33 protein-coding genes are annotated in these 25,470 nt (G+C 61.9%); 19 read left to right on the forward strand and 14 right to left on the reverse strand.

The window, feature by feature from the left end; genetic code table 11:
- Positions 1 to 359: 359 nt before the first annotated feature.
- On the reverse strand, positions 360 to 689 hold the full coding sequence (locus FF100_RS34280; protein ID WP_139040485.1) for a DUF1622 domain-containing protein: 330 nt from the start codon (positions 687 to 689) through the stop codon (positions 360 to 362).
- 12 nt (positions 690 to 701) lie between these two features.
- Positions 702 to 1,094, reverse strand: coding sequence for a DUF1622 domain-containing protein (locus FF100_RS34285; RefSeq protein WP_139040486.1), 393 nt, complete (start codon positions 1,092 to 1,094; stop codon positions 702 to 704).
- A gap of 457 nt (positions 1,095 to 1,551) precedes the next feature.
- Between FF100_RS34285 and FF100_RS34290 the strand changes: the two genes are divergently transcribed.
- The 9 genes from FF100_RS34290 to FF100_RS34330 all read left to right on the forward strand — a co-directional run bounded on the left by FF100_RS34290 (position 1,552) and on the right by FF100_RS34330 (position 6,876).
- The gene (locus FF100_RS34290; RefSeq protein ID WP_246102715.1) at positions 1,552 to 2,049 is read left to right on the forward strand and encodes an inorganic diphosphatase; all 498 of its coding nucleotides are present in this window, start codon (positions 1,552 to 1,554) and stop codon (positions 2,047 to 2,049) included.
- Positions 2,050 to 2,759: 710 nt separating this feature from the next.
- Positions 2,760 to 3,182: a DUF5681 domain-containing protein gene (locus tag FF100_RS34295; protein WP_139040488.1), complete on the forward strand. Its 423-nt coding sequence runs from the start codon at positions 2,760 to 2,762 to the stop codon at positions 3,180 to 3,182.
- Positions 3,179 to 3,646, forward strand: coding sequence for a hypothetical protein (locus tag FF100_RS34300; protein ID WP_139040489.1), 468 nt, complete (start codon positions 3,179 to 3,181; stop codon positions 3,644 to 3,646). Before FF100_RS34295 ends, FF100_RS34300 begins: the two co-directional genes overlap by 4 nt.
- On the forward strand, positions 3,643 to 3,885 hold the full coding sequence (locus FF100_RS34305) for a hypothetical protein (protein ID WP_139040490.1): 243 nt from the start codon (positions 3,643 to 3,645) through the stop codon (positions 3,883 to 3,885). Before FF100_RS34300 ends, FF100_RS34305 begins: the two co-directional genes overlap by 4 nt.
- 16 nt (positions 3,886 to 3,901) lie before the next feature.
- The gene (locus tag FF100_RS34310) at positions 3,902 to 4,336 is read left to right on the forward strand and encodes a hypothetical protein (RefSeq protein ID WP_139040491.1); all 435 of its coding nucleotides are present in this window, start codon (positions 3,902 to 3,904) and stop codon (positions 4,334 to 4,336) included.
- Between the two features lie 291 nt (positions 4,337 to 4,627).
- Complete coding sequence (locus FF100_RS34315) at positions 4,628 to 5,299, forward strand: Crp/Fnr family transcriptional regulator (RefSeq protein ID WP_246102716.1); 672 nt, start codon at positions 4,628 to 4,630, stop codon at positions 5,297 to 5,299.
- A gap of 154 nt (positions 5,300 to 5,453) precedes the next feature.
- Entirely contained in the window at positions 5,454 to 5,705 is a 252-nt protein-coding gene (locus FF100_RS34320; RefSeq protein WP_139040492.1) for a DUF6894 family protein, read from the forward strand.
- A 191-nt stretch (positions 5,706 to 5,896) separates the two neighbouring features.
- On the forward strand, positions 5,897 to 6,637 hold the full coding sequence (locus tag FF100_RS34325) for a Crp/Fnr family transcriptional regulator (RefSeq protein ID WP_139040493.1): 741 nt from the start codon (positions 5,897 to 5,899) through the stop codon (positions 6,635 to 6,637).
- Entirely contained in the window at positions 6,634 to 6,876 is a 243-nt protein-coding gene (locus FF100_RS34330; protein ID WP_139040494.1) for a hypothetical protein, read from the forward strand. The genes FF100_RS34325 and FF100_RS34330 overlap by 4 nt, the downstream gene beginning before the upstream one ends.
- 90 nt (positions 6,877 to 6,966) lie before the next feature.
- Here FF100_RS34330 and FF100_RS34335 read toward each other — a convergent pair whose 3' ends face one another.
- Positions 6,967 to 7,569: a PAS domain-containing protein gene (locus FF100_RS34335; protein ID WP_171070453.1), complete on the reverse strand. Its 603-nt coding sequence runs from the start codon at positions 7,567 to 7,569 to the stop codon at positions 6,967 to 6,969.
- Between the two features lie 221 nt (positions 7,570 to 7,790).
- Between FF100_RS34335 and FF100_RS34340 the strand changes: the two genes are divergently transcribed.
- Positions 7,791 to 8,096 carry a hypothetical protein gene (locus tag FF100_RS34340; protein WP_139040496.1) on the forward strand — a complete coding sequence of 102 codons (306 nt, stop codon included), beginning with the start codon at positions 7,791 to 7,793 and terminating at the stop codon, positions 8,094 to 8,096.
- Positions 8,097 to 8,208: 112 nt separating this feature from the next.
- On the opposite strand, the gene FF100_RS34345 is transcribed toward FF100_RS34340, so the two are convergent.
- On the reverse strand, positions 8,209 to 8,409 hold the full coding sequence (locus tag FF100_RS34345; RefSeq protein WP_139040497.1) for a hypothetical protein: 201 nt from the start codon (positions 8,407 to 8,409) through the stop codon (positions 8,209 to 8,211).
- A gap of 1,670 nt (positions 8,410 to 10,079) precedes the next feature.
- Between FF100_RS34345 and FF100_RS34355 the strand changes: the two genes are divergently transcribed.
- Positions 10,080 to 11,765 (forward strand): methyl-accepting chemotaxis protein, encoded by a 1,686-nt coding sequence (locus tag FF100_RS34355; RefSeq protein WP_139040498.1) that lies wholly within the window; start codon positions 10,080 to 10,082, stop codon positions 11,763 to 11,765.
- A 1,108-nt stretch (positions 11,766 to 12,873) separates the two neighbouring features.
- Here the strand turns inward: FF100_RS34355 and FF100_RS34360 are convergent.
- A complete protein-coding gene (locus FF100_RS34360; protein ID WP_139040499.1) occupies positions 12,874 to 13,071 on the reverse strand; it encodes a hypothetical protein in 198 nt (65 codons plus the stop codon).
- Between the two features lie 693 nt (positions 13,072 to 13,764).
- Here FF100_RS34360 and FF100_RS34365 point away from each other — a divergent pair.
- Positions 13,765 to 14,262 (forward strand): Ros/MucR family transcriptional regulator, encoded by a 498-nt coding sequence (locus FF100_RS34365; RefSeq protein ID WP_139040500.1) that lies wholly within the window; start codon positions 13,765 to 13,767, stop codon positions 14,260 to 14,262.
- Between the two features lie 693 nt (positions 14,263 to 14,955).
- Here FF100_RS34365 and FF100_RS34370 read toward each other — a convergent pair.
- Positions 14,956 to 15,198: a recombinase family protein gene (locus FF100_RS34370; RefSeq protein WP_139040501.1), complete on the reverse strand. Its 243-nt coding sequence runs from the start codon at positions 15,196 to 15,198 to the stop codon at positions 14,956 to 14,958.
- 241 nt (positions 15,199 to 15,439) lie between these two features.
- On the opposite strand from FF100_RS34370, the gene FF100_RS34375 reads away from it, so the two are divergent.
- A complete protein-coding gene (locus FF100_RS34375) occupies positions 15,440 to 15,874 on the forward strand; it encodes a hypothetical protein (RefSeq protein WP_139040502.1) in 435 nt (144 codons plus the stop codon).
- 108 nt (positions 15,875 to 15,982) lie between these two features.
- Here FF100_RS34375 and FF100_RS34380 read toward each other — a convergent pair whose 3' ends face one another.
- Positions 15,983 to 16,762: a class I SAM-dependent methyltransferase gene (locus FF100_RS34380; RefSeq protein WP_048437447.1), complete on the reverse strand. Its 780-nt coding sequence runs from the start codon at positions 16,760 to 16,762 to the stop codon at positions 15,983 to 15,985.
- An 86-nt stretch (positions 16,763 to 16,848) separates the two neighbouring features.
- Between FF100_RS34380 and FF100_RS34385 the strand changes: the two genes are divergently transcribed.
- Entirely contained in the window at positions 16,849 to 17,304 is a 456-nt protein-coding gene (locus FF100_RS34385) for an Rrf2 family transcriptional regulator (protein ID WP_139040503.1), read from the forward strand.
- Positions 17,305 to 17,407: 103 nt separating this feature from the next.
- Here the strand turns inward: FF100_RS34385 and FF100_RS34390 are convergent, their stop codons facing one another.
- Together FF100_RS34390 and FF100_RS34395 are read right to left on the reverse strand one after the other, a co-directional pair.
- Positions 17,408 to 18,448: a site-specific integrase gene (locus tag FF100_RS34390; RefSeq protein ID WP_139040504.1), complete on the reverse strand. Its 1,041-nt coding sequence runs from the start codon at positions 18,446 to 18,448 to the stop codon at positions 17,408 to 17,410.
- On the reverse strand, positions 18,438 to 18,638 hold the full coding sequence (locus FF100_RS34395) for a hypothetical protein (RefSeq protein WP_139040505.1): 201 nt from the start codon (positions 18,636 to 18,638) through the stop codon (positions 18,438 to 18,440). Before FF100_RS34395 ends, FF100_RS34390 begins: the two co-directional genes overlap by 11 nt.
- A 416-nt stretch (positions 18,639 to 19,054) precedes the next feature.
- Between FF100_RS34395 and FF100_RS34400 the strand changes: the two genes are divergently transcribed.
- Positions 19,055 to 19,582 (forward strand): hypothetical protein, encoded by a 528-nt coding sequence (locus FF100_RS34400; protein ID WP_139040506.1) that lies wholly within the window; start codon positions 19,055 to 19,057, stop codon positions 19,580 to 19,582.
- A gap of 49 nt (positions 19,583 to 19,631) precedes the next feature.
- Here FF100_RS34400 and FF100_RS34405 read toward each other — a convergent pair whose 3' ends face one another.
- The 5 genes from FF100_RS34405 to FF100_RS34425 all read right to left on the reverse strand — a co-directional run bounded on the left by FF100_RS34405 (position 19,632) and on the right by FF100_RS34425 (position 23,233).
- The gene (locus FF100_RS34405) at positions 19,632 to 19,940 is read right to left on the reverse strand and encodes a ribbon-helix-helix domain-containing protein (protein WP_139040507.1); all 309 of its coding nucleotides are present in this window, start codon (positions 19,938 to 19,940) and stop codon (positions 19,632 to 19,634) included.
- On the reverse strand, positions 19,937 to 20,599 hold the full coding sequence (gene parA, locus FF100_RS34410) for a ParA family partition ATPase (RefSeq protein WP_139040508.1): 663 nt from the start codon (positions 20,597 to 20,599) through the stop codon (positions 19,937 to 19,939). The genes FF100_RS34405 and parA overlap by 4 nt, the downstream gene beginning before the upstream one ends.
- A gap of 758 nt (positions 20,600 to 21,357) precedes the next feature.
- Entirely contained in the window at positions 21,358 to 21,912 is a 555-nt protein-coding gene (locus FF100_RS34415) for a Panacea domain-containing protein (protein WP_171070454.1), read from the reverse strand.
- A gap of 158 nt (positions 21,913 to 22,070) precedes the next feature.
- A complete protein-coding gene (locus FF100_RS34420) occupies positions 22,071 to 22,523 on the reverse strand; it encodes a hypothetical protein (protein WP_139040510.1) in 453 nt (150 codons plus the stop codon).
- 452 nt (positions 22,524 to 22,975) lie between these two features.
- Entirely contained in the window at positions 22,976 to 23,233 is a 258-nt protein-coding gene (locus FF100_RS34425; protein WP_139040511.1) for a helix-turn-helix transcriptional regulator, read from the reverse strand.
- A gap of 90 nt (positions 23,234 to 23,323) precedes the next feature.
- On the opposite strand from FF100_RS34425, the gene FF100_RS34430 reads away from it, so the two are divergent.
- The 4 genes from FF100_RS34430 (at position 23,324) to FF100_RS34445 (ending at position 25,359) form a co-directional block, all read left to right on the forward strand.
- Positions 23,324 to 23,620, forward strand: a complete 297-nt coding sequence (locus tag FF100_RS34430) for a hypothetical protein (RefSeq protein ID WP_139040512.1) — start codon at positions 23,324 to 23,326, stop codon at positions 23,618 to 23,620.
- A 70-nt stretch (positions 23,621 to 23,690) separates the two neighbouring features.
- Entirely contained in the window at positions 23,691 to 24,485 is a 795-nt protein-coding gene (locus FF100_RS34435; protein WP_139040513.1) for a hypothetical protein, read from the forward strand.
- Between the two features lie 11 nt (positions 24,486 to 24,496).
- Complete coding sequence (locus FF100_RS34440; protein WP_139040514.1) at positions 24,497 to 24,778, forward strand: hypothetical protein; 282 nt, start codon at positions 24,497 to 24,499, stop codon at positions 24,776 to 24,778.
- A 65-nt stretch (positions 24,779 to 24,843) separates the two neighbouring features.
- Entirely contained in the window at positions 24,844 to 25,359 is a 516-nt protein-coding gene (locus tag FF100_RS34445) for a hypothetical protein (protein ID WP_205825149.1), read from the forward strand.
- Positions 25,360 to 25,470 lie beyond the last annotated feature (111 nt).

Consider the following 25,470-nt stretch of genomic DNA (forward strand, 5'->3'; position numbering starts at 1 on the left):
CATGCGCTCCCACTGAGTGTCGCTAAGAACGAGACGGTCCAGGACGCCCAAAGCGGCTCTCCAAAAAGCAGCCTTGAATCACGTCTCAACCAACCGGGAAACCCCAAGAGTCCACACCGCCTAGAACCCCATAGAGAAGGCCCTGGAGGCGGTTTCGTAGGCTTTCTGGACCCCGCTAACCTGCCCCAACCGAGAAACGCTGTCAGGGACGCTCGGGGGGCGATTTTCGCCGAGCCGGGCGACGAAGGAGAGCTCCTGTGCCCCGAATGCGCCGACCGGCTACGGTGGTCGAGGGTCGAGAACGGGCGCGCCTGGAGTACGGTTGGTCCATGATCCGCCCTTTCGCCCCGCCGCTTCCATCATGGTTCATTCCTGGCTCTCAGGCGGCCTTCCTCGTGAACCACCGCCCACTTGATGATGGTACGCAGCGCGAAAACCGCCACGAACATCAAGATCGCGTCCCAGCTGCGCAGCTCAATCGTCTTCAGGAGAGTGGCAGCCGTTTTGAACCCCAGCCCGGCAACGATCCCATCCGCTACACTAAGACGAGCCTCAACGATGCTGCGGCGGCTGCCGAGACCTGACACGAGCCTGTACAAGCCCTGCACACAGCCGAGGACGACGAGCAAGCCTCCGCCGAACTCAATGAGAAGGGCGAGCCCTCGGATCCAGTGATCAAGTGCCGGCATCGGCTTCGAGTCTCACTGTATCTTGGTGGACGCAGCCGGATCAGCGGGATGCCGGCCCTCGGCCTTGTCGATTTCTTGTTGGAGAAAGTAGTTGAGGAGCGTGCGGATTGCCGCGATCGCTGCAAGCTGACCGATTTCCGACCATGTCGGCGCTACCGCCGTCCGTAGAATATCGGCGCCAAGCTCGAATTCTAGAGCAACAGCGAGCCAGCGCCCGAGCCTCAACCGTACCTGCTCTTTGGCTGCCTGCGGCCCCCCACTGTGGGCATGCCCTGGCCTGCCAGGCAGGAAGAGCAGCAGCGCAGAGACGACGGCTTCAATGGTGGCCAAGCCAATGATCAGAGCCGCCGCAGCCTCGGTACCTACTGCCAGCCAAAGCGTGAACGCCTTGATGACCTCTTCCATGTCTCACCCGATGCAACGCGATCAGGGTGTAACGAGTGCAACCCGAAAAGGTCACGGTAGGAGGCTCGGCCCATATCTTGCAGGTCGCGCCCTGCCTTCGCGATCATCCACCGGAGCGCGAGGTTGCGGGCCGTCTAACCCCCTACGCTTCTAGTTCGCCCGCGGCGCGCTGTCGGCCTTCAGACGTCTCTGCGACCGAGCTGGCGCCTTCCATGCCGGTAGCATTGCTCGTTCGGTGTTCCAGGGGCCTAGCGGGCGAACCCTGAGCAAGTTCGAGCCTGATGCCGGCGCGCCTACGATGGATGATGCAGAATGCGGATCCCGCCGACTACGCCCGAGTTCACAGTGCGGCGGTTGTGCACTGGCAGCCGCCGTGCCGGAGTACCCACCTTTGCCCGAGTCAGCACCGCCGCTTAACCGCCTACCTACCTTTTCGGGGGACGGTCACCTCCACGTCGTGATCGAGACGGCTAAGGGCAGCCCGAACAAGTACGCTTACACGGAGGCGTTCAACGCCTTTCAGTTTAAGATGGCCTTGCCGGAGGGAACAAGCTTTCCCTACGATTTCGGCATGGTCCCTTCGACGAAGGGAGCTGACGGGGACCCGCTCGACATCCTAATCCTGTTGGACGCTCCAGCCTTCCCAGGCTGCGTGCTGGAGGCACGCCTCGTCGGCGTGATCGAAGCAGAGCAGCGCGAGAGCGATGGGACAGTGGAACGCAACGATCGGCTTATCGGCGTGGCGGTGAAGGCGCGCACCCACGCGCACATAGAGGCTCTCTCCGACCTGCGGCCGGGTATGCTGGATGAGGTCGAGGCATTCTTCGGGCACTACAACCAGCTTGCCGGCAGGGGCTTCAAGGTGCTCGGGCGCGGAGACGCTGAAGCGGCGTCGATCTTGGTCCGGCAGGGCGCTGAGGCGTTCGCAGAAGACCAGGGTCAGGATCGCTCCTGACAGCAAGCAGCCTCAGCCGATGTACGGCCAGGCGCGGAAGGGACAACAGTTCCCAGCGGCCAACTCAGCATCGAGCGCCTGATCCGACTGTGCGGCTGGGACGATGTCGGCCGCTCTCACAGGGGCTACATGGGTCCACGCAGTCAGGACGGCTCCGGCGACAATGATACGGATGATGGGCAGCATCGTTCTATCCCCTTCGCGGTCTTGAGCGACCGTCGATATCGGGGCGTTTACAGCTTAACCATTGCACCTGTGTTTCGTGTTGTGTTGCATGGTAAGATCCTCGTGCGGCTGCGCACATAGCACGCCTTACCAGCTATGGGCTGATCTGATGCATGACCGAGTTGCATCTGCAAGTGTGCCGCAGGAGCTGTCACGATGAGCATCATCCACCGTCGTCTCGAGAAGCTGGAAGCCGCTGCCGCACTCTCCCTCCAACCGCCTCGTCAGGTCCGACGCTTCGTCATCCAAGGGCCACACGACATAGCCCACGATGACGCCGTGGCTTTCCTACGCGAGCAGGGGCGCGAGGTCCGGGACCAAGACCTCAACATCATCCGGTGCGTTATAGGTGCAGAGGATGGCAGGCCTGTGGATCTTCCTCTTGAAGATCTGACGTCCCACCAGTTATAATGGTCTGAACCTGATAGACTCTGCACACCAGTGTCGGAGCACCTGCTATCATCCTGTATTTGCAGAGGTTGGTTGTGACGAGACCGGGAGCGTTCAGCAAAGGCCAGAGCGGCAACCCGAGAGGGAAGCCGAAGGGTGCTCGCCACAAGACGACACTGGCGATGGAAGCTCTACTGGCCGGCGAGGCTGAAGGTCTAACGCGCCGGGCCATCGAACTCGCGCAGGACGGTGACACGGTCGCGCTACGCCTGTGCCTCGACCGCTTGATGCCTGTCCGGAAAGACCGGCCGGTGCCGTTCACCCTGCCCCCGATCGAGACAGCGGCAGACCTTCCAAAGGCCACCTCGGCGCTGCTGGCAGCCGTGGCCGCTGGCGACCTCACCCCGTCCGAGGCCGCCGAACTCGGCAAGCTGGTCGACGCTCACGTGAAGGCGGTCGAGGCGGCTGACTTGGCTGTTCGGATTGCTGCCCTTGAACAGCAGGGAGCTGCCCGATGACCACACGGTTGACCGATCGCCTCGAACGGCTGGAGCGCAGCCGTATGCGCGAAGGAGGATCAGCTTCCGTTCCGCGGGAGGTAATGGGTGCCTGGCTACGGGCGGTCGCGGTAGCGCTGGGTGGATACCCTCGGCCTCGAGATGCCGGGGCGCCCTACTCCTCGGACAGCCTCAGCGACGGTTTCGCCAGAGGCCTGGGCTTCGCTGATCGTACCGAGATGGTGAGCGGGATGGAGGCGGATCCCGAAGGCTTCCAGGATCGCATGGGGCGAGCCAGCGAGGCCTTGTGCGAGAGGTACAGGGCCGAGGGGCGACCGGATCAGGGCGACGATGCGTTCCGCGTGCTGTGCTTCGCGCTGGACGAGGTTGCGGCGGCGCAGGCGGGCAGTGCCGATTGGTCGGACGACGATACGGCCTTGCTGCAGGCGATGGCCCACTACGGCGTGGAGGCTCAGGCACGATGACCAGCCCGTCCCTGATCCGCCGACTGGGGCGTCTTGAGGCCGGTCGCCCTGCCTCCGCCCCGGTGCTGTCGCCATCTGAGCGGGAAGAGGTCACTCGCGAGTACGCTGACTCTCTTGAGGACCTGGAGGAGATGAGCGAGGCCGAACGGGCGTACTTCGCGGCCACCACCCTTCACCAGCTCGCGGCTGACTACGATCAGATCCTGCGCGGTGCTCCGGCGCCGTGGGTCGGCCGTTGAGAACCGGAGGCCATAGATGCATCCCAGGTTGAAGGACCGACTGAGCCGCCTTGAGGAGAAGCGCGCCACAGCGGTGAGCGCCGAACCTCCCTTCATGGGTACCATCAACCTCGTAGTGCTGCTCATGGCGGGACACCTCGGCGGAATGACCGAGCGGGAAGCCGCAGGCGAGGCGTACGGGCGAGCGCTGGGCTACACGGGCAGCTCCGAAGTGAGATCAGTCCTTACCGCCAAGAGTGATAGCCCGACCGGAGAAGAGCGCGACCGCAGGCATGCCGAGGCCATGCACCGTCTCCTCGCCCTGAAGGACGTTAGTGCCGACGATGGTGGCGGGTCAGTTCGTGACGCGCTCGAAGCGCTATTCGATGATCTGCCCGAGCACGTACGTCACCATCCCTTCGGCCAGCAGGTCAGGGTCAGCCTCAGTCAGGTAGTGGATATGTATCTGTAGAGGCTCGAACGGTGTCCGGGCGGCTCGCTTGTTCGAGGGTGGAGCGCCGCGGGTGCGCCCGCCCCTGCCGGAGGTGCCGGCCGGGATCGTGCCGCGGTAGTCGTTAGGCCGGTGGGTGTGTTAGCTCAACCTTTCAGGCTGCTGCGCCTCTCCATCAACCATTTGTTATTGACGACTTCGAAGGCAATCGTGCCCAAGCTAGATCGCGCTACACTGCAAGGGTCGGCCGTGTCTAACCCATTGATCATGAAGCTTGAGCACGGGGCTCACCTAACAGGCGAGGACCGCGCCGTGCTGCACGATCTCTGCGGTAGAACCCATCAGGTTTCTGCCAACGAGGACATTATTGGCGAGGGAGAGCGGCCCGAAAACGTGCATCTCGTCATGGAGGGCTTCGCCTGTCGTTATAAATTACTATCAGATGGCAAGCGCCAGATCATGGCTCTCCTGGTTCCGGGCGATTTTTGCGACCTACACATCGCCATCCTGGGCGAGATGGATCACAGCATCGGCACAGGTTGGGGCTGCACCTGCGTGAAGATCCCGCGTGCCACCATCAACGACCTGACCACGAACCACCCGCGCATCGCCCGGGCTCTCTGGTGGGCGACGTTGACGGACGAGGGTACGTTGCGTGAATGGCTTGTCAACATGGGCCAGCGCCGCGCTGACAAGCAGATGGCGCACCTCTTCTGCGAGTTGCTCGTGCGCCTCCAGACGGTCGGATGCGCGGACGAGGACAGCTTCGAGTTCCCAATCTCACAGTCGGATCTCGCTGACACTCTCGGCGTCACGCCCGTGCACGTGAACCGTGTCCTGCAGGAACTTCGGGCACAGAACCTGATCGTATGGCGGAGCAAGCGTCTTCAGATCCTCAACGTTGAGCGTCTAAAGGCGTTTTGCGATTTCAACCCAAACTACCTGCATCTGACGCGACGCGCCAATGGCGATAGTTCAGAATGAGGCGCCATCCGATAACAAATTATGCGCCCAAGCTAGATTAAGTTGTTGTGACGGAAGCTAGACAGGCGCATGAACAGCTATCGCTGACAAACGACACCGAGCGTCAGCGGCTGAGGGATGGGTATGCTCTCGCTTGTATTCAGCGGAAATCCCTATGCCGCTCTATTTTATCGATACTGACGACGATGTTCTCACCGTCTACGACGATCAGGGACAGGACCTTCCCGGCCCTAAGGTGGCGCGCGATATGGCGCACCTGGTCCTGCCTGACATGGCGCGTCAGAAGCTGCCGGATAGCGATCGCCGTACCTTCAAGGCAAGCGTGCGCGACGAGAGCGGAACGGTCTTGTACGTAGCCACCCTGACACTCGTTGGCGAGTGGAAGGTGGAGCCACCAGCTTCCTAGGTTGGTGTCACGGTGCGCCTGAGGAAAATTTACGTTCTGCGAAGAGTTTTTACGGCTCAGCTTACCTATGTGCTGTAGCGGCTTTGATGTGCGTCATAGGTTAAGCTTATCATCGGCTGCATCGAGACAGGTGCCGATGGCCGGAAGAGCCGTGCGCTTCCACCTGCAAATACAAGGGGGGGGGAGCCGCCATGGTCCCCACGCCGGCCCTATCTCTGAACATGCTCATCCGCAAGCTGGAGAGCATCTCGCGGCTCTCCGATGAAGAGCGCCGAGCCATCGAGCGCTTGCCTATCACGGGCAGGCATTTGGCTGCGCACCAGGATATCGTCCGCGAGAAGGACCGCCCGTCGCAGTGCTGCCTCCTCCTGGAAGGCTGGGCCTGCCGTTACCAGCTCCTCAGCGAGGGCAAGCGCCAGATCTTCTCGTTCCACATCCCGGGCGACATCCCCGACCTGCAGAGCCTGCACCTGAAGGTGATGGACCACAGCGTGTGCACGGTGACACAGGCCACGGTGGCGTTCATCCCGCACGAGGCCCTACGCGAGTTGACGGCGGCCTTCCCGGGGATCGCCGCGATCCTCTGGCGTGACACCCTCGTGGACGGAGCGATCTTCCGGGAATGGATGACCGGGATAGGCCGGCGCTCGGCCCTGGAGGCGGTCGCCCACCTGCTCTGCGAGCTGTACGTGAAGCTCGAGGCTGTGGGGCTCGCCCGAGATCACGCCTACCGATTGCCGCTCACGCAAGCTGATCTCGGCGACGCTCTCGGGCTGTCCAATGTCCACGTCAATCGCACGCTGAGGGATCTGCGCGACAACGGCCTGATCACACTGCACGGCGGTAAGCTGCAAATTGACAGATGGCAGGAACTCACCGGTCTTTGCGATTTTGATGCGACGTATCTGCATCTGGATCGTGGTGCCGTATGAGCCTCCAACTTCAGCCGGTGCGAGTGAAGACCGGCAGCCACGACACGGAAGGGCAGCTGGTTTTCACCGATGGCCTCCTCGTGGCCGTGCTGGTGCGCCTCTCGGAGGACCACGAGGGGAAAGCCGGCATGTGGTTCTTGGAGGCCGGATTTGACGGCGCCGAAGAACGTACACATCCCACGTTCGCTGACCTGGACGCGGCGCAGGAATGGATCCAGCGTCGACTGGATGGGTGCTGAGTTGCCGCGCCCCGCAAGCAACCCGCTTGGGTGCAACTCGATCTCAGCGCCGGGATCTTGAGCGAAATACCCGATCCCGGCCCCTCTATCTCAGCTAAGGCGCTGTTTGCGTAACTTAGCTTCAAGCTTGCTCAACTCCCGCGCGAGTTCGAGGAGCACCATGTCGACGAGCTTCAGCAGGAAGGGCTGCTTTGCTCCAGCTAGCGTATCGCGCAGGCCCATGCACTGATCGGCTGCACGCTCAAGTGGGTGATCCGCCTGGTTTACGGGCTCGGCAGCGAACCGCGAGTTGTCGTCTTTACGGTCTGTGATGTCGACGATGACGCCATGACTGCGCAACGGTCGACCGGCATTATCGTGATAGAAGCGGCCTCTCGCTAATACCCATCGCACTTCGCCTTGTAGTGGGCATGTCCGGTATTCGGCGATGAGTACCCCTGACGACTCGGTAGTCCGCTTGATGTAAGCTGAGACCCACTGCCTATCGTCAGGATGTATGCCCGCTTCATAGCGCTCGATTGGTACGCCGGCGGCAGCCTCTTGTAGGCTCACGCCGAACAGATTGGCGACAACATCATCGGTGTAGATGCGGTTGTTCGTGATGTCCCAATCCCAGCTCCCCACGGCATCAGGGATAGCCAGCATGTCGATACAGGGTGGATCCACATGAAGGGTGTGATGTGCACGTCGCACGCGCGCCTCCGTCACTAGTCCGTTAGACCTACCCTAGATTGCATAACTCTTTACATAAGATAACCCCCAAGTTGTGAAATTTCACACGCCTGCCTTCATGCAGCCCAAGATGTACTTTATGTGATTGAAAGTTGACCGTAGATATTTCTAGTGGTATGCTAGCATCTAGCCCAGAACGGCCAGTGCCAAATCGTTATAATCAAAATCTTCTGGAGGCGAAGATGGGTGACGAGATGCGGTACGACCCCCAACAACTCAAATCCACCTCTATAAAAAATGTTAATATTAGGTCCAAAGCCGGCGATCTTGGATCACGTCGCTTACGGCAGATAGAAGAAGCACTTGGCGTTCGCATTAGTCCAATTTATCATAAAATCTTAGATCATAACAATTCAGAAAATGTAAAATCACATGATCAGACAATTCAACTTATTCGAGCATTTGGTCTTATTTCCGATGCTAAAGTTCGCAATGATATACTTGCAATGGTAATCGCTGCAGCGCAGCATGAGAGTCAGTCTGATTGATCGATGGCAAACAATTGATTGGCACTGTTGCTCAAATCACACCGGCGTTTAGCTTGGCTTGAGCCTGTGACTTCACCCTCCGGCGGTGCCATAGTGCGCTGGCGAGTTTGCTTCAACCCTCGTGGCCGCTCCATGCCAACCTGATGAGCCACAGCTGGATGACCTTTTGCGCCTCGAAGGCCAGCGACGCCGCGGGGATGAGCCGCCATGTCCAACTGATCATCTGCAACGACTGCCTCTCGGGCGCTTCGTGCGTGGCGTCCGTAGACACATAATCCATCAACATATCTTCGATATCGGCAGGTCCAATCATGACCGCTCCTCAGCGGCCATACCGCACCGCACAAATCAACAATTGGCTTCAAGGAAGGGTTCCGTACAGCCCCTGCATTGGTGCCGGTCACACCCTTTGCCTGGAGTGAATTGCCCGAATTGCGACCCTGCCCATCGGCAGAGCTTTACGACATTTCCGTGGCTCTGTCGGTCACAAGCCGATGCCTCGGCGCAATCTCTCTATCGCAGCCTCAAGCGGTGAGGCTCTGCGCTCCTCGCCCATAATCACACGGCTTCCGCCTATGGCTTGCTTTTGGGCGACTTGGGGTGCGGACATGGCCCTGGGGGCTGCGACGTTGGCCGCTGGCGCCCGTTGGGGCTGGGGACGCGAGGGCACTGACCTGCGGGATGGCGCTGGCGCTCCACGGGCCGCCTGAGCGCGGGCATTCGCTGCTGTAAAGGCTACGGCGTACTCCTCGGCAAATCGATGCAGGATCGCCCTGCGCTGAAGTCCGCCCGCCGTGCACTGGTACTTCTTGCCAGCCTCCGGCTCGTACCGGGCGAGGAAGCCGACCTCGACGAGGACCGCGAGGGCGCCGCGGATCCGGGCTTCGGTGAGCCCAAGGGCTTCGTGTCCGGCCAACGCCCTCCTATCGACCGGGATCGCGCACAGGAGCCGCCTGGGGCTGCTCCAGAACCGCGCCAGGAACACCGCGAGGGCGAAGGCCGCATCCCGGTTCTTCCGGCCTTCCAGTGCCGCGGATAACCGATCCTTTATCCCGGCCGGCAGCCGGTACGGGCCGGCGATGTCGGGGCACCAAGGCGACGTGCCGCGTCGGGCTAGTCTGGAACCAAACCGGGAGTTCTCCGGTTTGCGCGCTTCCCCATTTCGAGGAGCACGCTTCACCACCGCCCCAAATCCCTGGCGCGGTTTATCAAATTCCCTTGGGGCAGGCATTTCGCCACCACCCCGGGCATAGGCACACGTCATCTTTCGGCCCTCTCGGGCCGCGGTTCAGCATTCGGCGCCGCCGGTTAGGGCGGTCCGTCACAGGCAAGCCGAGCCCGTCTCCGAAAGCGACGCTTTCAGATTGACTCGCACAGCGATTTCGGGGGATGATCCGAGCCGTTGACGCATCGGATTGGCCCCCTCGGGGCTCCAGACCCTCGGTTGCCCTGGCAGGCTTCCGGGGGTCTCGCTTTTTCAGGTGGCTGCTGTCGCGGCGGTGTTCCTCTAGCGACTCACAGGATGCGAGCCGCCCAAGCTCGCATTCGGCACGAATGGCAACGGTTCGTCAAACTTTGGTGGAGTCGGCGCCCTCACTGGGGCGGGATGAATGGCCTTGCAGTGGTTCACTCACCGGCCGGTGCGATTGGGCGGAGCAGAGAGCGATTGCGGGATCGCGGCAAGGAGCAAGGGCCGGCTCACCGAAGCGCTACGAGCCACTGCAATCTCTGTACGGCCTTCCTCATCGGCGAGGCGGCGGCGTCACGAACGCCATACAATCTGACCTAATTTCATCCTTTATGTCGATAAAAGAACACACGTAGAAGTCGAAATGGTCTAACAAATGTTACTCAATATAACAGGTTATAAATTGCTACTTCATCACTTATTTAACGACTAAAATGAAATGTAGATGGTCACCAGACCTGATCGGTAGCGCACGCGGCGGATCGATCGGCCACTCACGCGCCGGCACTCCTTCAATGCGTCTCTCAATCAAAACCACGCTGACCGGGTTATTCGCTGGGTTGGCGCTTATTGCCGGTGCGCAAGGCGCTGTCTCATTGATCAAGCTGTCCAGTATCCGGCACAGCGTTGCTGAAGTTGCTCAAAATTGGATGCCATCCGTATCTGCAACTAATGCAATCCGTGCCGAAGTCGATCAAGTCCGCATCAAACAGTACCGTCTAATCAGCAACGGAACTAATGATCAGTACCGCTTAGATGGTCGCAATCAGTTTGAAGCGAGCGTTGATCGCACTGCCAAGGCGCGTGCTCTATACGAACCATTAATATCTTCAGCAGAAGAAGCCGATCTCTATAAGAGGTTTTCTACTAGTTGGTCACAATACGACCAAGCGGCAAGTGAGATACTGCGTCTTTCAGTAGTTGGTCAGACAGGCAAAGCAGCAGAAATTCTGCTGAGCGCACAAAATGTTGCTATTTATGATGCAATGCGTGAGACGCTTAGTCGTATCGTTGCCTTGAACGAACGCGGCGCCCAACGCGATGCTGATGCCAGCGTTACTGCCGCTGCTGCAGCTACACTGGTGTCAGAAGTTGCTGTCGGCCTGGCTCTGGCTGCAGCCCTAGCCGCAATGCTTTTCAGCCTACTGCGGATAGCGCGCCCTCTCAATCGGATGACTGAGATAATGCGCGTCCTGGCTTCCGGTGATACTGAGACCCATATCCCTTACAGTGGCCGGCAAGACGAGATTGGCGCCATGGCTGTGGCGGTTCAGGTATTTAAGGACAACCTGATCCACACGCGCCGACTTGAGGATGAGACAGCGCTTGCCCGCGCTTCAGCGGAGGAGCAGCGCAGAACCGGCATGCGCCAGATGGCCGATCGTTTTGAAGCCGCGGTAGGCAGCATCGTCGGCATGGTCTCGGCCTCCGCGACCGAACTCCAGGCCACCGCGCAGACCATGACCGCGACCGCGACGCAGACCGCGGCCCAGTCCACCGCCGTGGCTGCCGCCGCTGAGGAAGCATCTGCGAACGTCGGCACCGTGGCGGCGGCGGCAGAGGAACTCGGCGCGTCCGTCCAGGAGATCGGCCGCCAGGTCGACGGCTCGGCCCGCCTGGCCCAGGCCGCAGTAGCCGAAGCCGGGAAGACCGCCCATCAGGTCCGGGCTTTAACCGAGGCGACTGCCCGCATCGGCAACGTGGTTGGCCTGATCTCCTCGATTGCCGGGCAGACCAACCTGCTCGCGCTGAACGCCACGATCGAGGCGGCCCGCGCCGGGGCTGCCGGCCGTGGCTTCGCGGTGGTGGCGGCGGAAGTGAAAGAGCTTGCCGGCCAGACCGCCAAGGCGACCGAGGAGATCACAGCTCAGATCGCGGCGATCCAAGCCACCACCGGTCGAGCGGCTGGAGCGATCGGCCAGATCACGGCGCGCATCGAGGAGATCTCGGGTGTGGCGACCTCGATCGCGGCAGCGGTGGAGGAGCAAGGGGCGGCGACGCAGGAGATCGTCCGCAATGTCAGCCAAGCGGCTGCGGGGACCGACGAGGTAACGGGCAACATCGCCGGGGTAGCAGGCGCGGCTGAGGAGACCGGGGCTGCGGCGAGCCAGGTGCTCGCCTCGGCCTCAGAGCTGTCGCGCCAGTCGGAGCACCTCTCGGCGGAGGTAGCACGCTTCCTCAATACCGTGCGGGCCGCGTGATATGCTTAGGATTGAATTTCATCAATATTCGCTGCTATAAAAACACTTAATCACAGACTTATTTAAAAAATCATCTCACCAGAGTGCTATTCGCACCGCCAGTGTCACCATCGAGCCGGGCCTCTATTTTAGAGAGAACACTCCGGCTCGTTGCTCTTAAGCCGCCTCACCCTCGCCAGGGCCGGTGATGCTTTCACCAACGCTCTCTGGCTGTCCGAACACAACCCAAACCACCTTACGGCCGCCCTCGACGCCCTGGCTTCGCTCGACCGCTGGCAGGTCCTCGCCTCCTTTACCGGTAAAAACGCCCCGCTGAGGATGCCTGAAGAGACTTGCTTCCTCGTCAAAATAGCAAGGTGCGAGCAAAGATAAATGTTAGACCGCATGCGAACAAAAACGCGAAAGTTATAAATGCCAGACGATCATTCATATCATTATTCCTGTTCCTGCCGATTACAACATAGCAGATCGTCGAATTTTATTCTCAATCATACGCTAGTTAATGGTGATTTTATTTATATATCGATCTGGAAGCTGGGGTATGAATTCAGAATTGCAACAGCTTATGTTAGAGATTTTTGTCTATTTTTCTGATCTTTACCAGCATCGCCTGGGCTGCACAGAAGGGCTAGCGTTCTGAGATGCTGCAGGACCTGATCACGCTGCCCGTCGTCGCCTGCGCTATGAATGGCTCGATGGGGACGAGCTTTCCCTGATGCACGAGTTCCTATCGCTGCTGCTAGGGGTGCAGCGTGCCACAGTGACTCTGGCCACCCATACGCTGGTGGGGGAGAGCATGATCTGGGCGAAGCGGGGGAGGATTATCGTTCGGGGTCGCGCTAAGCTGGGGGCTGCGAAAGGGTAAACCTACGGCACATCCGAAGAGGAATACGAGCGGCTGATTGGCCCTTCCCGAAGCACAACATGATCAGAAGCCTCTACGCACCGACCGCGGTCGATGCGTAACATATGTCAACGCCAACCTACCAGTCTCCTGTAACCTTTTGGAGTGGCCGGATCGAGGAAGCCAACAGGCCTGGGTCGATCCGCGAAAGCCACTGCCACAACCGCAAACACCCGGCAATGGGCCATTCAACAGCGAAGTTAGTTACCGTGTGAGACGGGCAAGATGCTCCTGATGCTGACGCTGAATGTCTTCAAAGACAATCAGGAGCGCCTCTGCCTGTTCGGTCTTTAAACCCGATTGTTGCAAGCGGGCGATCAAAGCGCGCTGTTTCGCAATCTGCCGGGCCCCGTCCTCGACGTGCCGCAGGACCATGTCGAGTTCGGTTTCACCATCGCGCATCGATGGATCATAGCAGGGCCAAACCGGCTTGGGAGCCTCCGTTTTACCCCCCCGAAGCCATCCTGTTGATGCTGGATCCAAGTGATTTAAGGATATTATTTCGCTATCTTAGATGAGAGGGCCAATGAAGCATCAATGGTGGATCGTGTGGAATTATCATGGTCACAACCGAGGCTTTTACACCAGAGGTTTAGATTGGTGGCAATTTACAATCCCATGGTCACGTCGTCTTCCACGCATCGCCCTAATTATCAGGCGAATAGACCATTTTTGATGATTATTTTCTACTCATGCCTTGTACATAAAAATTTTTATTTACAGAATATATGGAAGTGAGAGGTATTTTTGCACAATTAATGGATCGTAATATGCAAATTCATGTATGTTTTATGAAAATAAAGATTGTATATTTCTACGAACATATTGGGTTTAAGACCGCTTTCCGCGCGATCCTGGCGAAGGGGTTGGTCGAAATCTCGTAAAAGCCCGCTTCCCAAACTCAACAGTCCTTCACGCGGCGAAACTGACTGGGTTTCGACCCTAATGCAGCATCGAAGGCTAGCCAGGGTCAACTTGCTTGAAATCCACTCTTGCACAAAAAGTGAAATGCTGCGCCATAATAAGGCTTGACCCATCCAGACAAGCATCCGCTATCCTGGATCAGCAGAAGAACAGGTGGTTTGGGCCTTTCACATGAATGACGCAGCACAACAGGAAGCCGGTTTTATCGGTCTCGCCGCCGACATTGTCGGCTCCTACGTCGCGAAGAATAACGTACCAGCATCCGAGCTGCCGGGCCTCATCGCGGCAACTCATGCAGCGCTGGTGAAACTGACCGCACCCCCGGCGCCCGAGCCCGTGAAGCTTGAGCCGCCCGTTCCGATACGCAAGACGGTCACCCCGGACTACCTGATCAGCCTGGAGGACGGTCACCAGTACAAGTCGCTGAAAAGACACCTGTCGAGCCGGGGCATGACCCCCGACGAGTACCGGCAGAAGTGGGGCCTGCCACGCGACTACCCGATGGTAGCGTCCAACTATGCCGCCCAGCGATCCGAGCTGGCAAAAAGCTTGGGACTCGGCCAGATCCGGCGCGATCGGGCAGCGGCGCGGAAGGCGGACGCTGAAACGCAAGCACCCATGCCGGCCCGCCGTGGCCGACCGAAGGAGGCCGAAGCCGCCGCAGAGTGACAGCAACGGACCATGCTGGAACACCCCTAGCCGGAGAACATTGGCCCAGCAGTCACACCAGCCCTGCCGCCCCCTGGCCGCTCGGCTGGCGTCACCATCAGGTCAGGATACGGCAGTCTCCCCCGTGTCCTAGCCGCGGGTGCTCTGTTAAGTCGATCTGCCTCGTCTTCCCGATCACCCTTTTGGCGAGGCCGGCGGGCCGGGTCTCCATTTGGATGGAACGCCCCGGCCCGCCGCTCAGGCTTTGCCGTCGCTTCCCGATCGTTTCCAGGCTGAGGATCGAACAACGCGATGGCGAAAAGAAACCCGCCGCGGCGGGGAGGTGCCGGGCGGGCTGAAGAGGTCCATTGATGGTCTGCGTGCGCCCAGCGGCGCAGGGCTGATAGGAACTCGCACAAGGAAAAGCGTCAATTGCTGAGTGTTAGCGGGCGCACAAAAAGCCCCGCTCGGCGAATGCATCAGATCTCGCCCCACGCTGTCGGAACAGCCCTAGCGACCGATCATTGACCCGGCAGTCACACCAGCCTGCCGCCCCTCGGCCGCTCGGTTGGCGTCACCATCCGGCCAGGACACGGCAGTCTTTCCTGTGTCCTGGCCGCGAATGCTTTGATACACCTCATCAGCCAAGCTGTAGTCGAGACCTCCAGAGGCTGGTGGGACGGTTCTCCAACTGGAGGGAACCCCAGCCCGTCGCTATTCAGGCATCCGAGAGAGCACGCGCTTCACGGCCGTCGGGGTCCATCGGCCTCCGCGCGACGCGGTGAGGCCACGATCGCTCAGCGCATCGGCAATCGCCTGCAACGTCGTCGCGCCTTCAGCCCGGATTTCATCGATAATGGGAGCGAGATCCACGGCCTGCTGCTTGGCTCGCTCCTGTCGAACCCAGATGCTCGTCGCCCGGCCTTTATCTGCGAAACTGTCGAAGCCCACTTTCATGCTGCTCTTCGGATCAGACGAGCCTCGTTCCAGCGGGGTCTGCCGGATCCGGTATACCGTCTATCGACTTCCGGCATGTCTCGGGTGCTAGCCGACACACTCGCCTCCTCGCTCAGCATAGTCCGTGCCATGCGCCTCGCTGGGTTACTCCGGCTTGCGCAGTCACGCCAGCAAGGTAGGCTTAACCGTAGAACCTGATAGGCTCTCTCGGTGGTAGGCCAGCCGACTCGGAGGGGCAGGGATGCCGATCCGACCGGAGCACCGCTTCTTCTACCCCATCGACTGGCCGCAGCTCTCCGACGCGATCCGCTTCCGCCGGGCGCAGGGTAGGTGCGAGGGATGCGCCCGTCCGCACCTGCAGCGGGTCTTTCACCTCGGCGACGGGCGGTGGTGGGATACCAAGATCGCGGCCTGGCGCGACGGCCAGGGCCGCCGGCTCCGGCAGCGGCTGCGTGACGAGAACCTGCTCGCCCGGATCCGCGTCACGAAGGTAGTGCTGGCAGCAGCCCACCGCGACCACGACACGGCCAACAACGAGGACGCCAACCTGGCAGCGTTCTGCCAGCGCTGCCACATGCTGCACGACCGCGACGAGCATCAACGCCGCCGCTGGCGCACCCTGTTTCGGCGCAAGGCCATGGGCGACCTGTTCCAGGGGCCGTATCCGGCTGCCTGAGCTGAAGTTGAATTAGCTTGGCAATGCGAGGGTCCGCAACCGACCCGTTGCCGACCTTCGGAAGGTCTGCTTCAGGCACTGGACGAACCAGTTGGAGGAGCAGGCTCGTCAGCGGTCCGCTACACCAATCAGCGCCGTTGACGGGATTGGCAGGATTGCCCGATCAGCCGCCATGCGTCGCGCTTCGGCGATGACTGCCGCCTTTTCCTCGTCGCTCAGTTCGACCCAATCATGCGACATGCCGAAAAGTGTCTCAGGATCGTCCAACATCGCAACATCGAGTTGATAGTCGAAGGTGACATGCTGAATGCGAGGCGTGCGGTAGCCGGCAGTAACCAATTCGCGGGCGAGCCCTTCCAGATCACCCAAGGCTCTCACCCCTGCGGGCATTGGCGCGTTTTCGCGTTCGGGAAACAGAGTCCGGCGGATTTGGCCGAGCAGCAGGAACGTTGCAGCACCCCGCTCCTGCCACGTCGCGATGACCCCGCAGCCACCAGGCCGTGTCACCCGTGCCATCTCGGCGAGACCCTTGCGCCAGTCCGGGAACATGATCACGCCGAAGATCGAGAACACGGCGTCGAAGCTGGCGTCCGCCAAGGCGAGTGCCTGTCCGTCCATGACCTTCGCGTCGACATTGGGCAATCGCGCTGCAGCAACGCGAGCGACCATGCCGGGCGAGAAATCGACGGCGGTAACCTGCGCGCCTGTCCGCGCTACGGCACGTGCGAGCGCACCCGTTCCCGTCGCAACATCGAGAACCCGGCTCTGGGACGTCAGCGATACGGTCGCAAGCGCCGCTTCGGCGAACCGCGCCGTGAACGGATGGGCTGTCTTCTCATAGTGCTGAGCAACCTTGTCCCACCGATCGGGGTTCTCGAACTCTCGCATCGCCGACGCTCCTGTTTCATGTAACTTCGTAAGTAGCGTAACGATCGATGGTTGCCAATCTCAGCCGGAGCGTGGAGGAGTGCGGCGTGCGTACCGATAGCCGCCTCTCACGAACGCTCCACGTTCTTCTCCACATGGCCCGCCATGACGGACCGATGACGTCCGAGGCGATTGGGCGGATGCTCGGAACGAACCCCGTGGTCGTCCGCCGCACGATGGCGGGGCTCCGAGAAGCGGGCTACGTGAAATCGGAGAAGGGACACGGTGGCGGATGGACCATCGCCGCGAACTTGGCCGAAGTATCGCTTCTGGACATCCATCGCGCGGTTGGTGGTCCGCGGATCTTCGCGATCGGCAGCGATCATCCGAACCCTGATTGCGCCGTCGAGAAGGCCGTCAACGAGGCGCTGGAGGATACAATGCGCGAGGCCGAGGCGTTGTTGGTTGCGCGGCTTGGTGCGATCAGCCTCGCCGAGTTGGCTCGAAGCTTTGACACGCAGCTTCACGCGCGCGGGTCAACCACCGCCGACACGTGCGGGTAAAACGGCACTTGGCGACGGCATCGGATCGATAGGGGAACGTCTGGTTTCGGCAGAGGCATCAAAGCCCGCTCTCCACCCTAAGCGGCTGTGTGGGCTACTCCTGCTACAAAAAGCCAGACCCCGAGTGCCCCTTGAACGCATTCGCCCGCCGGATGTAGCCGACGACGGTCCGGGTATCCCGATGCCCAGACTGATCCATGATGCGAGCCATGTCAGCACCGCGCTCGGCTGCAGTCGTGATGTAGCCCGCCCGGAGGGAGTGCGCCCCAAACGTCGAGGCGTCGAGCCCGGCCGTGGTCGCGTACCGCTTCACGATATCAGCGACGGCTTGGGTGGTTAGACGGGCGGGGTTGGCATCCCGCGCTGTCATTCGAACCCTCCCCGACCGTGATACCGGCCGGAACACCGGCCCTTCGGCGATCCCCGCCGCATCGAGCCAGTCGCGCAGCAGTGCGACGGGGCGAATGAACCGGCCGTGCGGTATCGCCTTCTCGGACCCGGCGCCTTCCTGGTCGACCTTGCTCCGGCGCACGAGCACCCGCAGGCCTTCGGGATCCTCGCGCAGGTCCGCCACGTCGAGGGCGACCAGCTCCGATCGACGGAAGGCACCGGCGAACCCGAGCGCCAGCAAGGCGCGATCCCGCTTGCCCGTGAGTGTGTCGGGCGTGCGCATCAGCATCGCCATCACGATGTCAGCTGTTGCGGCGGCCTTCTGATCTGGGGCGGTCCCGACCTTGCGCCGGATGCCCTTCATCGTAGCCCGCACCGCTTCGTCCTCTGTCGGGTCGGGCTGCCGGGCGAGCCTGTGCGCGTACTTGATGGCAGCAAGCCGCCGGCCGATCGTTGAGGCAGCTCGGCCCGCCTCCGCCTCCGCTACCAGGAAGCCCGCCACAGCCTCAGGGCTCGCCGGCAGCGGCCGGAAGCCATAACGGGCGCACCAGGCCTGAAATACCTTAGCGTCGCCCCTGTAGGCCCGCACGGTCGCATCGGCCTTGCTGGCGCGCTGGTAGTCCTCGACGAGGGAGGCGGCTTCGGCGGGCAACCCCCGCAAAATCCGCGGAGGTTCAACAGGCAACCCTTCGGGATTTCCGGTAAGTTCGATCGGCGCGTTCGGCTCCGGCAGGGCGAGGCGTCTACCCGACATCGGCGCAGCATCCCTTCCCGGTCCCGAGCGCTTTTCCGATCATGGCGCCCATCTCCTCGTCGCCCCAGGCAGGCAGGCCGAGATAGTGGCCCGGCCGCCGGACCATGCCGCACCAGAACCGGCCGTGCTCGAATTCCATCGCAGGGCACGGGGCGCCGTCGATCGCGCCCGGGACGAACTGGCGGGCCACGCCGCAGGGCTCAGCCGCGCAACAGAACCCGCACCCATTGCAGGGCGAGCCGAACGCGGGCTTGGGAGGCGCCTTAGCGGTGGTTGCCTCGATGCGCTGCCACGCGGCTTCCGGCATCTTGCGGAACAGGCTGGCAGGGCGTGGAGCCGAAGCGCCAGCGCGCCCGGTCCCCGGATCGGGGGAGCGCGCCGGCAACTCCCCGGCAAGTGAGGGCGAGCCTACCACGTCCCGGGTCATCGCTCGCCCTTGCCAGTGCCGAGCCCGACGACCAACTCGCCCACGTGCCGGATTGCGCTCGCTAGCCATACGGCGCGGCCCTCGCCTTTCAGACCATACTGCATGACGCGCTGCTCAAGCATCGCGGAGGCGGTCCCGCGGAACGCGCTGTCTCCCGGGCTGTGGCCGTATCGGCGTAGGTGTTTGACGACGAACGCAGCAGCCCGCTGGCCTCCGAGTTCCAGCATCGCCCGCTCCGCATCGCCCATCTATCACTCACCCTGAAACTTTCGAGAATACCAATTATCGAAAGTTACGATGATGCAGGCAAATCAGCAAGCCATCTCGTGGGCCTGCCCACAGGCGGGCAAGAAGGCGCGCTCGATCACAAAAGCATGGCTCACGACCGACCGCGAGCCGGACGAGACGGCCACGGCCGTGTGCCGGGACGTTTGGTTTGCTGCCGCCATGCCTTAATCGGGAAGGGCAGTTGGGAAGAAACTATGGCCATCGCCATTCCTCTTGGGGGTATCGTGCTCCTGTTCGTCGGCATCAGGATCTGGTCGTTCGTCGTTGAGCGAAACGGTGAACCGAACGTCGGCGACGTGATCCGTCGCCATCGCAGCAGATCGGACAATAGCGATGGTGGTGGGTGGTGCGGCCATCATGCCATCGGGTGCGATGGTCACGACGCTGGTGATGGCGGCGATGGTGGAGGGGGCGACTGACGATGCAGCCAATCTCTCCGGTCGCTTTTATCGGTATGGGCTGACGAACTCACGCAATCCGCGACAGGCCGCGCTTCTCAAACACGGCGTTGATCCCCTCCAAGAGAAGGTCCTGCTGTTGCCGGTCCTCGTCGGCCGCGATCCGCTTCAACTGCCGGAACGCCTCCGGCGAGATGTAGGCAGTCACCACCCGCTTGCCCTCGCGCGTGCTGGCCTTTGGGTAGCGGACAGGAGCCGACACCGGCTCCGGCCGAGCGTCGGGGGCCTCGGCCTGGGGAGCGTGCGCCGTGGCGGCGGGCTCGGCCTCTTGGGCAGGAGCCGCCGTCTTCGCGCTGAACAGGCTCGGTCGCTTCGTCACTCTTGCCCCCTTGTGGTCTTGTTGCCCTGTACGACTGTGGGCAAGCCCACCTGATTGCAGGCCCACGTGAACAAGGCCGCCATCTCATCCGCTGCCTTGCCGCCGGGCTCGTACTCGCCGGCTGTCCGGCCATCAATCACCGAATACGTGTAGGCGACGCGCTGATAGATCACCTGGGGTGCGACCTGGGCGCCTTGCCCCTCAAGGCCGCTGCGCGCCTCGTCAACGATGGCGCTGCGCACCGGAGCCGATGACACCACCACCCATGCCGGCTTCTTGGCGATCGTCGCGAGATCCCGCGTCGCCTCGATCGCATCGAGATCGAACGCCGCCGGCCGGCACGGGATCAGGATCAGGTCTGCGGCTCGCGCGGCAGCGAGCGAGGCCCGGTCCGCGTTCGGCGCCGTGTCAATGACAAGGAGATCCGCGCCGTTCGCCTGTGCGGCCTCAATCAGGTTTGGCAGCCGTTCGGCATGATCGCCGATTACTTCCGGCTCGGCAGCCTCGCGCTTGTCGCCCCACTTTCGGGCGCTGGCCTGCGGGTCGAGATCCACCAGGGCTGTGCGGTAGCCCGCGAGCGTGCCCGCCGTGGCGAGGTGTACGGCGATGGTCGTTTTTCCGACCCCGCCTTTCTGGCTGATGATGGCGATGGTCCGCACGCCTGCTCTCCCGCATGACACCTCGACGGCCTGCCCACAGGTCCGCAAGGCGACTCGCCCCCACAATGCTCCACGGCCTCAACCTTGGCCGCAAGCCCTAAGATCCCGTTGAGGCACGCCCGCAGGCGGTCCAGCGGGCAATCCCGCACATGGGCGTGATGTCTTGCCCACAAGCCCGCAGGCAGTCATGCCGGATCGCCCCTAAGATACGAGGGGAGGGGCATCACGCCCCGCCCTTGCCCGAGCGACCACAGGGCCTCCGGAAGCCTTTTTCCGGTGGTGCCGAGCCACCGGAGATTTTTCCGCCGGCATCAGAATATTTTGATGTTAGTCATCGACCGGCACCTCTTCCGCTGGCTCCGGATCGTCACCGTTACGTCTGTTCTTCTCAAAATAATCCACAAATTTTTGAGGCGTAAATATCGATGATAGAAGCCCTTCGCATATATCTTCAAAAATATCTTCGTCTACGGGCTCGCGGGGCACTAACTTCTTGTCCCTCAAGCCTCGCAAGAGAGCCGCCGTTTCCGTTATTTGACATCTTCTGTAAACGACGAAGCTTTTTCGCTGTATAAATTCATGATCGCCAGGATTTAATATGCAAGTCTCGTCGCACGTATCGTCATCATAATAAGTGCTGATGCTGACAAGCAATTGCCTGCCTTCATCGCATGGATTAGTCAGAACAATAAATAGGTGCTTCCGCTCACGATCGTGTGCAGGCCCTGATGGGATGAGAAGAGTAAATTTCTTTGCAGTCATAACGACGCAAAAAATTCATCGATTTCTTTCTCTTCCTGGACCCGATCCCGCAGCCGAGTAGGGTCTTTCTTCTGCAGATACTTAAACACGCGATCATAGGGGATCGTAGAGGACGACCCATTAGGGTCTTCCCACTCCGGACAATGAGCGTGGGTGTAATCGCGGATCTCGTACTTATCCATGTGGCCGAATTGGCCCCACGTCGTGCGAAGGATATCCACCTCCGCCCGGCTGAGTTCATCCAGATTGTCCGGGCTAACGCCTGCCGCTGCCCCAACCTGATAGCCGGCCCGGCCGCCGATGAAGCTCGACCAAGCGGGGTTCTCGCTCTCCACTCCGTTGATGCAGTCAAGCGTCATCGAGTCCACGGGGCCGTGGTTCATCGACACGAGGTGATCGTTCAGAATGGGGGAGCCATGGCGCTCCATAGCGCCGCGATCTGCAAGGTAGATGAGCTTCGTCAGCTTCAGGACGTTGATGCTCCCACCCTCGGCGATGGCGAAGTACGCCGCCACCTGGGCTGCCTTCCTGATGTTGAACCAAGGGGTCATGGCGTTGGCATACTGCAGACCTCGAAAAGAGTCATGTGACATATAGGGTGCCGAACATCGGTCCGCCTGACAGACGCGAGCATTTGTCAGGGCGCGCTGATGGTGCCCCGAGGCCGAGCGGCTGTCTCAAGCTGGAGAGAGTGGGGGCGCGGGATCGCTCACAGCCAAGTCGCCTTCTCGATAGGAATGTTTTGGAAGTTGCCCTCGCGGAATTCCCGGCCGACTTTCAGCCGGGCAAGCTTTACGGCTTTCTCGACGCTCAGCCCCTCGAAGCAGTGCACTAAGGCTTCGCCGATCACATCCTCTCGCATGGTGCCGGTGAAGTTCACAGGAAGGTGCTTTTTAATCTCAGCATACAGTAACTTTGGGTCATCCAGCATTCTCTTGGCGAGTCGGGCATCTCGTGCTGCAGCCCAACGCTGTCGGCTGCGAGCGCGATACGCATCACCCTTCGCAGCTCGCCACTGACGATAGTAGGCAGCGTATTCCTCACGGTGGGTCTGTCGCCACCTCTTGTTCCACGCTGCTCTGTACGCTTTGCCCTTCGCGATCGCTTCGGGGCTATGCTTCGTGTTCGCCAGATAGCGCTTCCGCTGTTCCGGAGTGATCACGCGGACGCGCTTCCCCTCCGGGGTCCGCTCACCCTTTACCCGCGGTTGGATGCCAGCAGCTCGGCGCTCGGCTGCGCGGGAAACTCGCGCCGCTGCGTTTGCTTTCTCGCGGTTGGCCTCTCGCCATCGGCGCTTCGACTCTAGTCGTCGCTGGTGGCGCTCTTCGTCCGTCAAAAGTGATCGACGCGGCATCGGACCTCCAGATCATGGAGTTCGGAGCAAGCTAAGATCCTGTTCGGTCGGTCCCACACGATGGACCGATAAGACAGCCGCCGCAAGGGGGAGGATCCAGATAGCTCAGTCGGTAGTGCCAGTCGGTCCAGTCCTGAATTTGACAAGCTGGCACTGCCAACTGAGCCGCAGAAAAGCGGATCCTGCCCTAAGCCCGATTTTCAACGCAAGCTGTTGATCTAGCTGGGTTAGGGCTGATTTCTTTGGCCAAGGTTTGAGCCTCAGTGTTCCCCCCGCGTTCCGTCCGCCCGATTGCGGAAGCGGATCCCGGCGCCGCCGCCGTTCTCGGGAATGAATTCAATACCGGCTGCCTCAAGGGAGCGGCGGATATCCGCGAGAGTGCGATCGTAGGGCGTCCGCTTGCCGCCCTCGAAATCGGCCAAGGTTTTCTTCGCTACGCCTGCGGCTTCCGCGAGGCGGTCCTGCGTCCATTCGAGCAAGGCGCGAGCCCCCCGGCACTGGTCGCGGGTGATTTCCATTTTAGAGCAACCTTATATTTTTTTGGTTGACGCCGTGCGAGTGAGGTTATACCAAAAGGGCAAGGTTGCTTCAAGCGAGTTGCCCTTCCCATGGCTGCCATCCGACAGATCGACTGGACCGCCACGATGCACGCCATCGCTGCGGATCGTGCCAAGCGCCCCGCCGGCCTCCTCGCCGCCCGCGGCCTGATCGCCGCCACCTCCGCCAAGCGCCGTCCCCTCGTCATCGACGGCGCCTACGACAAGGCCGCGATCATGTCAGCCGCCATCGCCGCCGCGAAGGTCCACCAAGCCCGCACCGGTTCGACCTGGGGCGAGGCCCTGTCTGTCACCCTCAAGGCCACCTGGGCGCTCGCCAAGGCCGCCCGCGCCGCCACGGCGCACTGATCCGCCCGGGGCGGCACCCCGGACCACGCACCCACCGCAACCCGACGACTTCCAATCAGGAGCCCCGCTCATGGTCTCGATGACGCTCGCCCTTATGACCGTCCTGCCGTCCCGCCGCGCCATCGTGGCCAGCGCCGCGGCCCTCCTCGCCGCTCCGGTGGCGAAGGTGGCGCCCGCCGCCGCGGTCCTCGCCCTCCCGGCGCCTGTTGCCGTAGCCGACCCCATCCTGTCGGCCATTCGGACTCACCGCCGCGCTTGGGCTGCATTCCAGATCGCTCCCGACGACGAGGCCGAGGGCGCTGAGCACGCCGAGTATGAGGCCGCCATGCGCCTCCTCGGCACCGCCTGCCGCACCCGGTCGGGCGCTCACGCCCTGATCGCTCACCTTCGCTGGTACATCGAGGAGGAGAGCGCCAACCTGCTGACGTGCGGGCTCGGCGGCTGCGACCTAGGCGACCTGATCCGCACCCGCCTCGCCGAACTCGTCCTGTTCGTCCCCGAGGCCTCGCCCCCGGCCGTGATCGCGCTGCCGGCGCCGCGTGGCCCGAGCACGCTGCTCGCCGCGATCGAGACGCATCGCAGCGCGAACCTCGCCGTCAATCAGGCCGTGGCCGACTACGTTCGAGCCGAGGAGGACAGCGCGCCCGACGAGCCCCTGATGCTCGCCATCGCTGACCGCGCGGCCGAGGAGGAGGTTGCCGCCCTCAACGCCCTGCTCGCCCTCACCCCGGCCGATGCCGAGGAGGTTCGCACCCTCACCGCCTACCTCTCCACGGTCGCGCAGGACTTCGACAAGCAGGCGTTCGGGGCGTGGCTGTTCGAGCGGTTCGCCGTGATGATCGCCCGCGCGCAGATCCAGGCGTGAGGAGCGAGCCAATGACCTTCGCTCACCGCCGCGCCGCAACGCTCGTTACCCCGCCAGCGCCCAAGGCTCGCGCCTATTTCCCCCCGCCCGTCTATGGCCGCCACGCCCCCACGCTCCCGCCCGACGAGGCCGTGCCGGGCGAGCCCGAGGCGTGGGAGGCCGTGCAACCGGTCCGGCCGGACACGCCCCATGTCCGCGCCCTGCGCTTCCTGAACGCTACCGGCGACCTGCTGGCCGCCATCGTCCTGATCGGGGGTGGAATGCACCTGATCGGCTTCGCCACACACTTCTGACGGCCTCGCCCTAATCATCACCAGCACACTTTTTTACTAGTACACTAGCAAACAGGTGAACTGATATGCCGTTGTCTCTGAAGCTCCCCCGCCGCAATTCCGACGCCCCCCGCTTGTCGCTGCGCGAACGCTACGCCGCCCTCAAGGGCTCGGCCGCGAAGGTCATCGGCAAGGGGCAGCCTCGCCACCAGTGGCCCCGCCTCGCCGGTGGCGGGGAGCCGTCAAAGGCCATGTCCGATCTCATCGAGGCGCACCAACTCGCCTATGCGCAGTGCCTGCATGGCATGGGAGAGGAACGCGCCGACATGGCCGCCTTGCGCGCCGCCGAGGAAGAGGCGTTCCGCGCCCTGCTGCACGCCCCGCTGACATCGGATGCCGATCGGGGCTGCTACGCCGCGGCCGTGATCGAGCGCGAGAACGGGTTCCTGGTCCGGGGCTATGCCGGCACCCGCAACGACCCGCTGTCCGTTGCCTGCCGCAACCTCCGTTTCGGCGAGCACGCCCGGGAGCCGGAGGCGATGCGCCACATCGGTCGTGTGGCGGAACCTGAAGCCGCTGCAGACCCGATCCTAGTGCATTGACGCATTCAGAGGATTCACAGGGGGCATGAGGCATGCGAGTCTGAGGCATGGCTCAGACTGTCTGTGTGATCCCCAGCGCCGCCGACCTGACGCGCCTGTCCGCTATCGTCG

The sequence above is a fragment of the Methylobacterium terricola genome, assembly GCF_006151805.1.
Taxonomy (GTDB): domain Bacteria; phylum Pseudomonadota; class Alphaproteobacteria; order Rhizobiales; family Beijerinckiaceae; genus Methylobacterium; species Methylobacterium terricola.

Excerpts from the sequence above, each read along its gene's own strand:
- FF100_RS34280 (WP_139040485.1), bottom strand. The coding sequence starts at position 689 with ATGCCGGCACTTGATCACTGGATCCGAGGGCTCGCCCTTCTCATTGAG.
- FF100_RS34285 (WP_139040486.1), bottom strand. The coding sequence starts at position 1,094 with ATGGAAGAGGTCATCAAGGCGTTCACGCTTTGGCTGGCAGTAGGTACC.
- FF100_RS34300 (WP_139040489.1), top strand. The coding sequence starts at position 3,179 with ATGACCACACGGTTGACCGATCGCCTCGAACGGCTGGAGCGCAGCCGT.
- FF100_RS34305 (WP_139040490.1), top strand. The coding sequence starts at position 3,643 with ATGACCAGCCCGTCCCTGATCCGCCGACTGGGGCGTCTTGAGGCCGGT.
- FF100_RS34310 (WP_139040491.1), top strand. The coding sequence starts at position 3,902 with ATGCATCCCAGGTTGAAGGACCGACTGAGCCGCCTTGAGGAGAAGCGC.
- FF100_RS34320 (WP_139040492.1), top strand. The coding sequence starts at position 5,454 with ATGCCGCTCTATTTTATCGATACTGACGACGATGTTCTCACCGTCTAC.
- FF100_RS34325 (WP_139040493.1), top strand. The coding sequence starts at position 5,897 with ATGGTCCCCACGCCGGCCCTATCTCTGAACATGCTCATCCGCAAGCTG.
- FF100_RS34330 (WP_139040494.1), top strand. The coding sequence starts at position 6,634 with ATGAGCCTCCAACTTCAGCCGGTGCGAGTGAAGACCGGCAGCCACGAC.
- FF100_RS34340 (WP_139040496.1), top strand. The coding sequence starts at position 7,791 with ATGGGTGACGAGATGCGGTACGACCCCCAACAACTCAAATCCACCTCT.
- FF100_RS34345 (WP_139040497.1), bottom strand. The coding sequence starts at position 8,409 with ATGATTGGACCTGCCGATATCGAAGATATGTTGATGGATTATGTGTCT.
- FF100_RS34355 (WP_139040498.1), top strand. The coding sequence starts at position 10,080 with ATGCGTCTCTCAATCAAAACCACGCTGACCGGGTTATTCGCTGGGTTG.
- FF100_RS34360 (WP_139040499.1), bottom strand. The coding sequence starts at position 13,071 with ATGCGCGATGGTGAAACCGAACTCGACATGGTCCTGCGGCACGTCGAG.
- FF100_RS34365 (WP_139040500.1), top strand. The coding sequence starts at position 13,765 with ATGAATGACGCAGCACAACAGGAAGCCGGTTTTATCGGTCTCGCCGCC.
- FF100_RS34370 (WP_139040501.1), bottom strand. The coding sequence starts at position 15,198 with ATGAAAGTGGGCTTCGACAGTTTCGCAGATAAAGGCCGGGCGACGAGC.
- FF100_RS34375 (WP_139040502.1), top strand. The coding sequence starts at position 15,440 with ATGCCGATCCGACCGGAGCACCGCTTCTTCTACCCCATCGACTGGCCG.
- FF100_RS34380 (WP_048437447.1), bottom strand. The coding sequence starts at position 16,762 with ATGCGAGAGTTCGAGAACCCCGATCGGTGGGACAAGGTTGCTCAGCAC.
- FF100_RS34390 (WP_139040504.1), bottom strand. The coding sequence starts at position 18,448 with ATGTCGGGTAGACGCCTCGCCCTGCCGGAGCCGAACGCGCCGATCGAA.
- FF100_RS34415 (WP_171070454.1), bottom strand. The coding sequence starts at position 21,912 with ATGACCCCTTGGTTCAACATCAGGAAGGCAGCCCAGGTGGCGGCGTAC.
- FF100_RS34425 (WP_139040511.1), bottom strand. The coding sequence starts at position 23,233 with ATGGAAATCACCCGCGACCAGTGCCGGGGGGCTCGCGCCTTGCTCGAA.
- FF100_RS34430 (WP_139040512.1), top strand. The coding sequence starts at position 23,324 with ATGGCTGCCATCCGACAGATCGACTGGACCGCCACGATGCACGCCATC.
- FF100_RS34435 (WP_139040513.1), top strand. The coding sequence starts at position 23,691 with ATGGTCTCGATGACGCTCGCCCTTATGACCGTCCTGCCGTCCCGCCGC.
- FF100_RS34440 (WP_139040514.1), top strand. The coding sequence starts at position 24,497 with ATGACCTTCGCTCACCGCCGCGCCGCAACGCTCGTTACCCCGCCAGCG.
- FF100_RS34445 (WP_205825149.1), top strand. The coding sequence starts at position 24,844 with ATGCCGTTGTCTCTGAAGCTCCCCCGCCGCAATTCCGACGCCCCCCGC.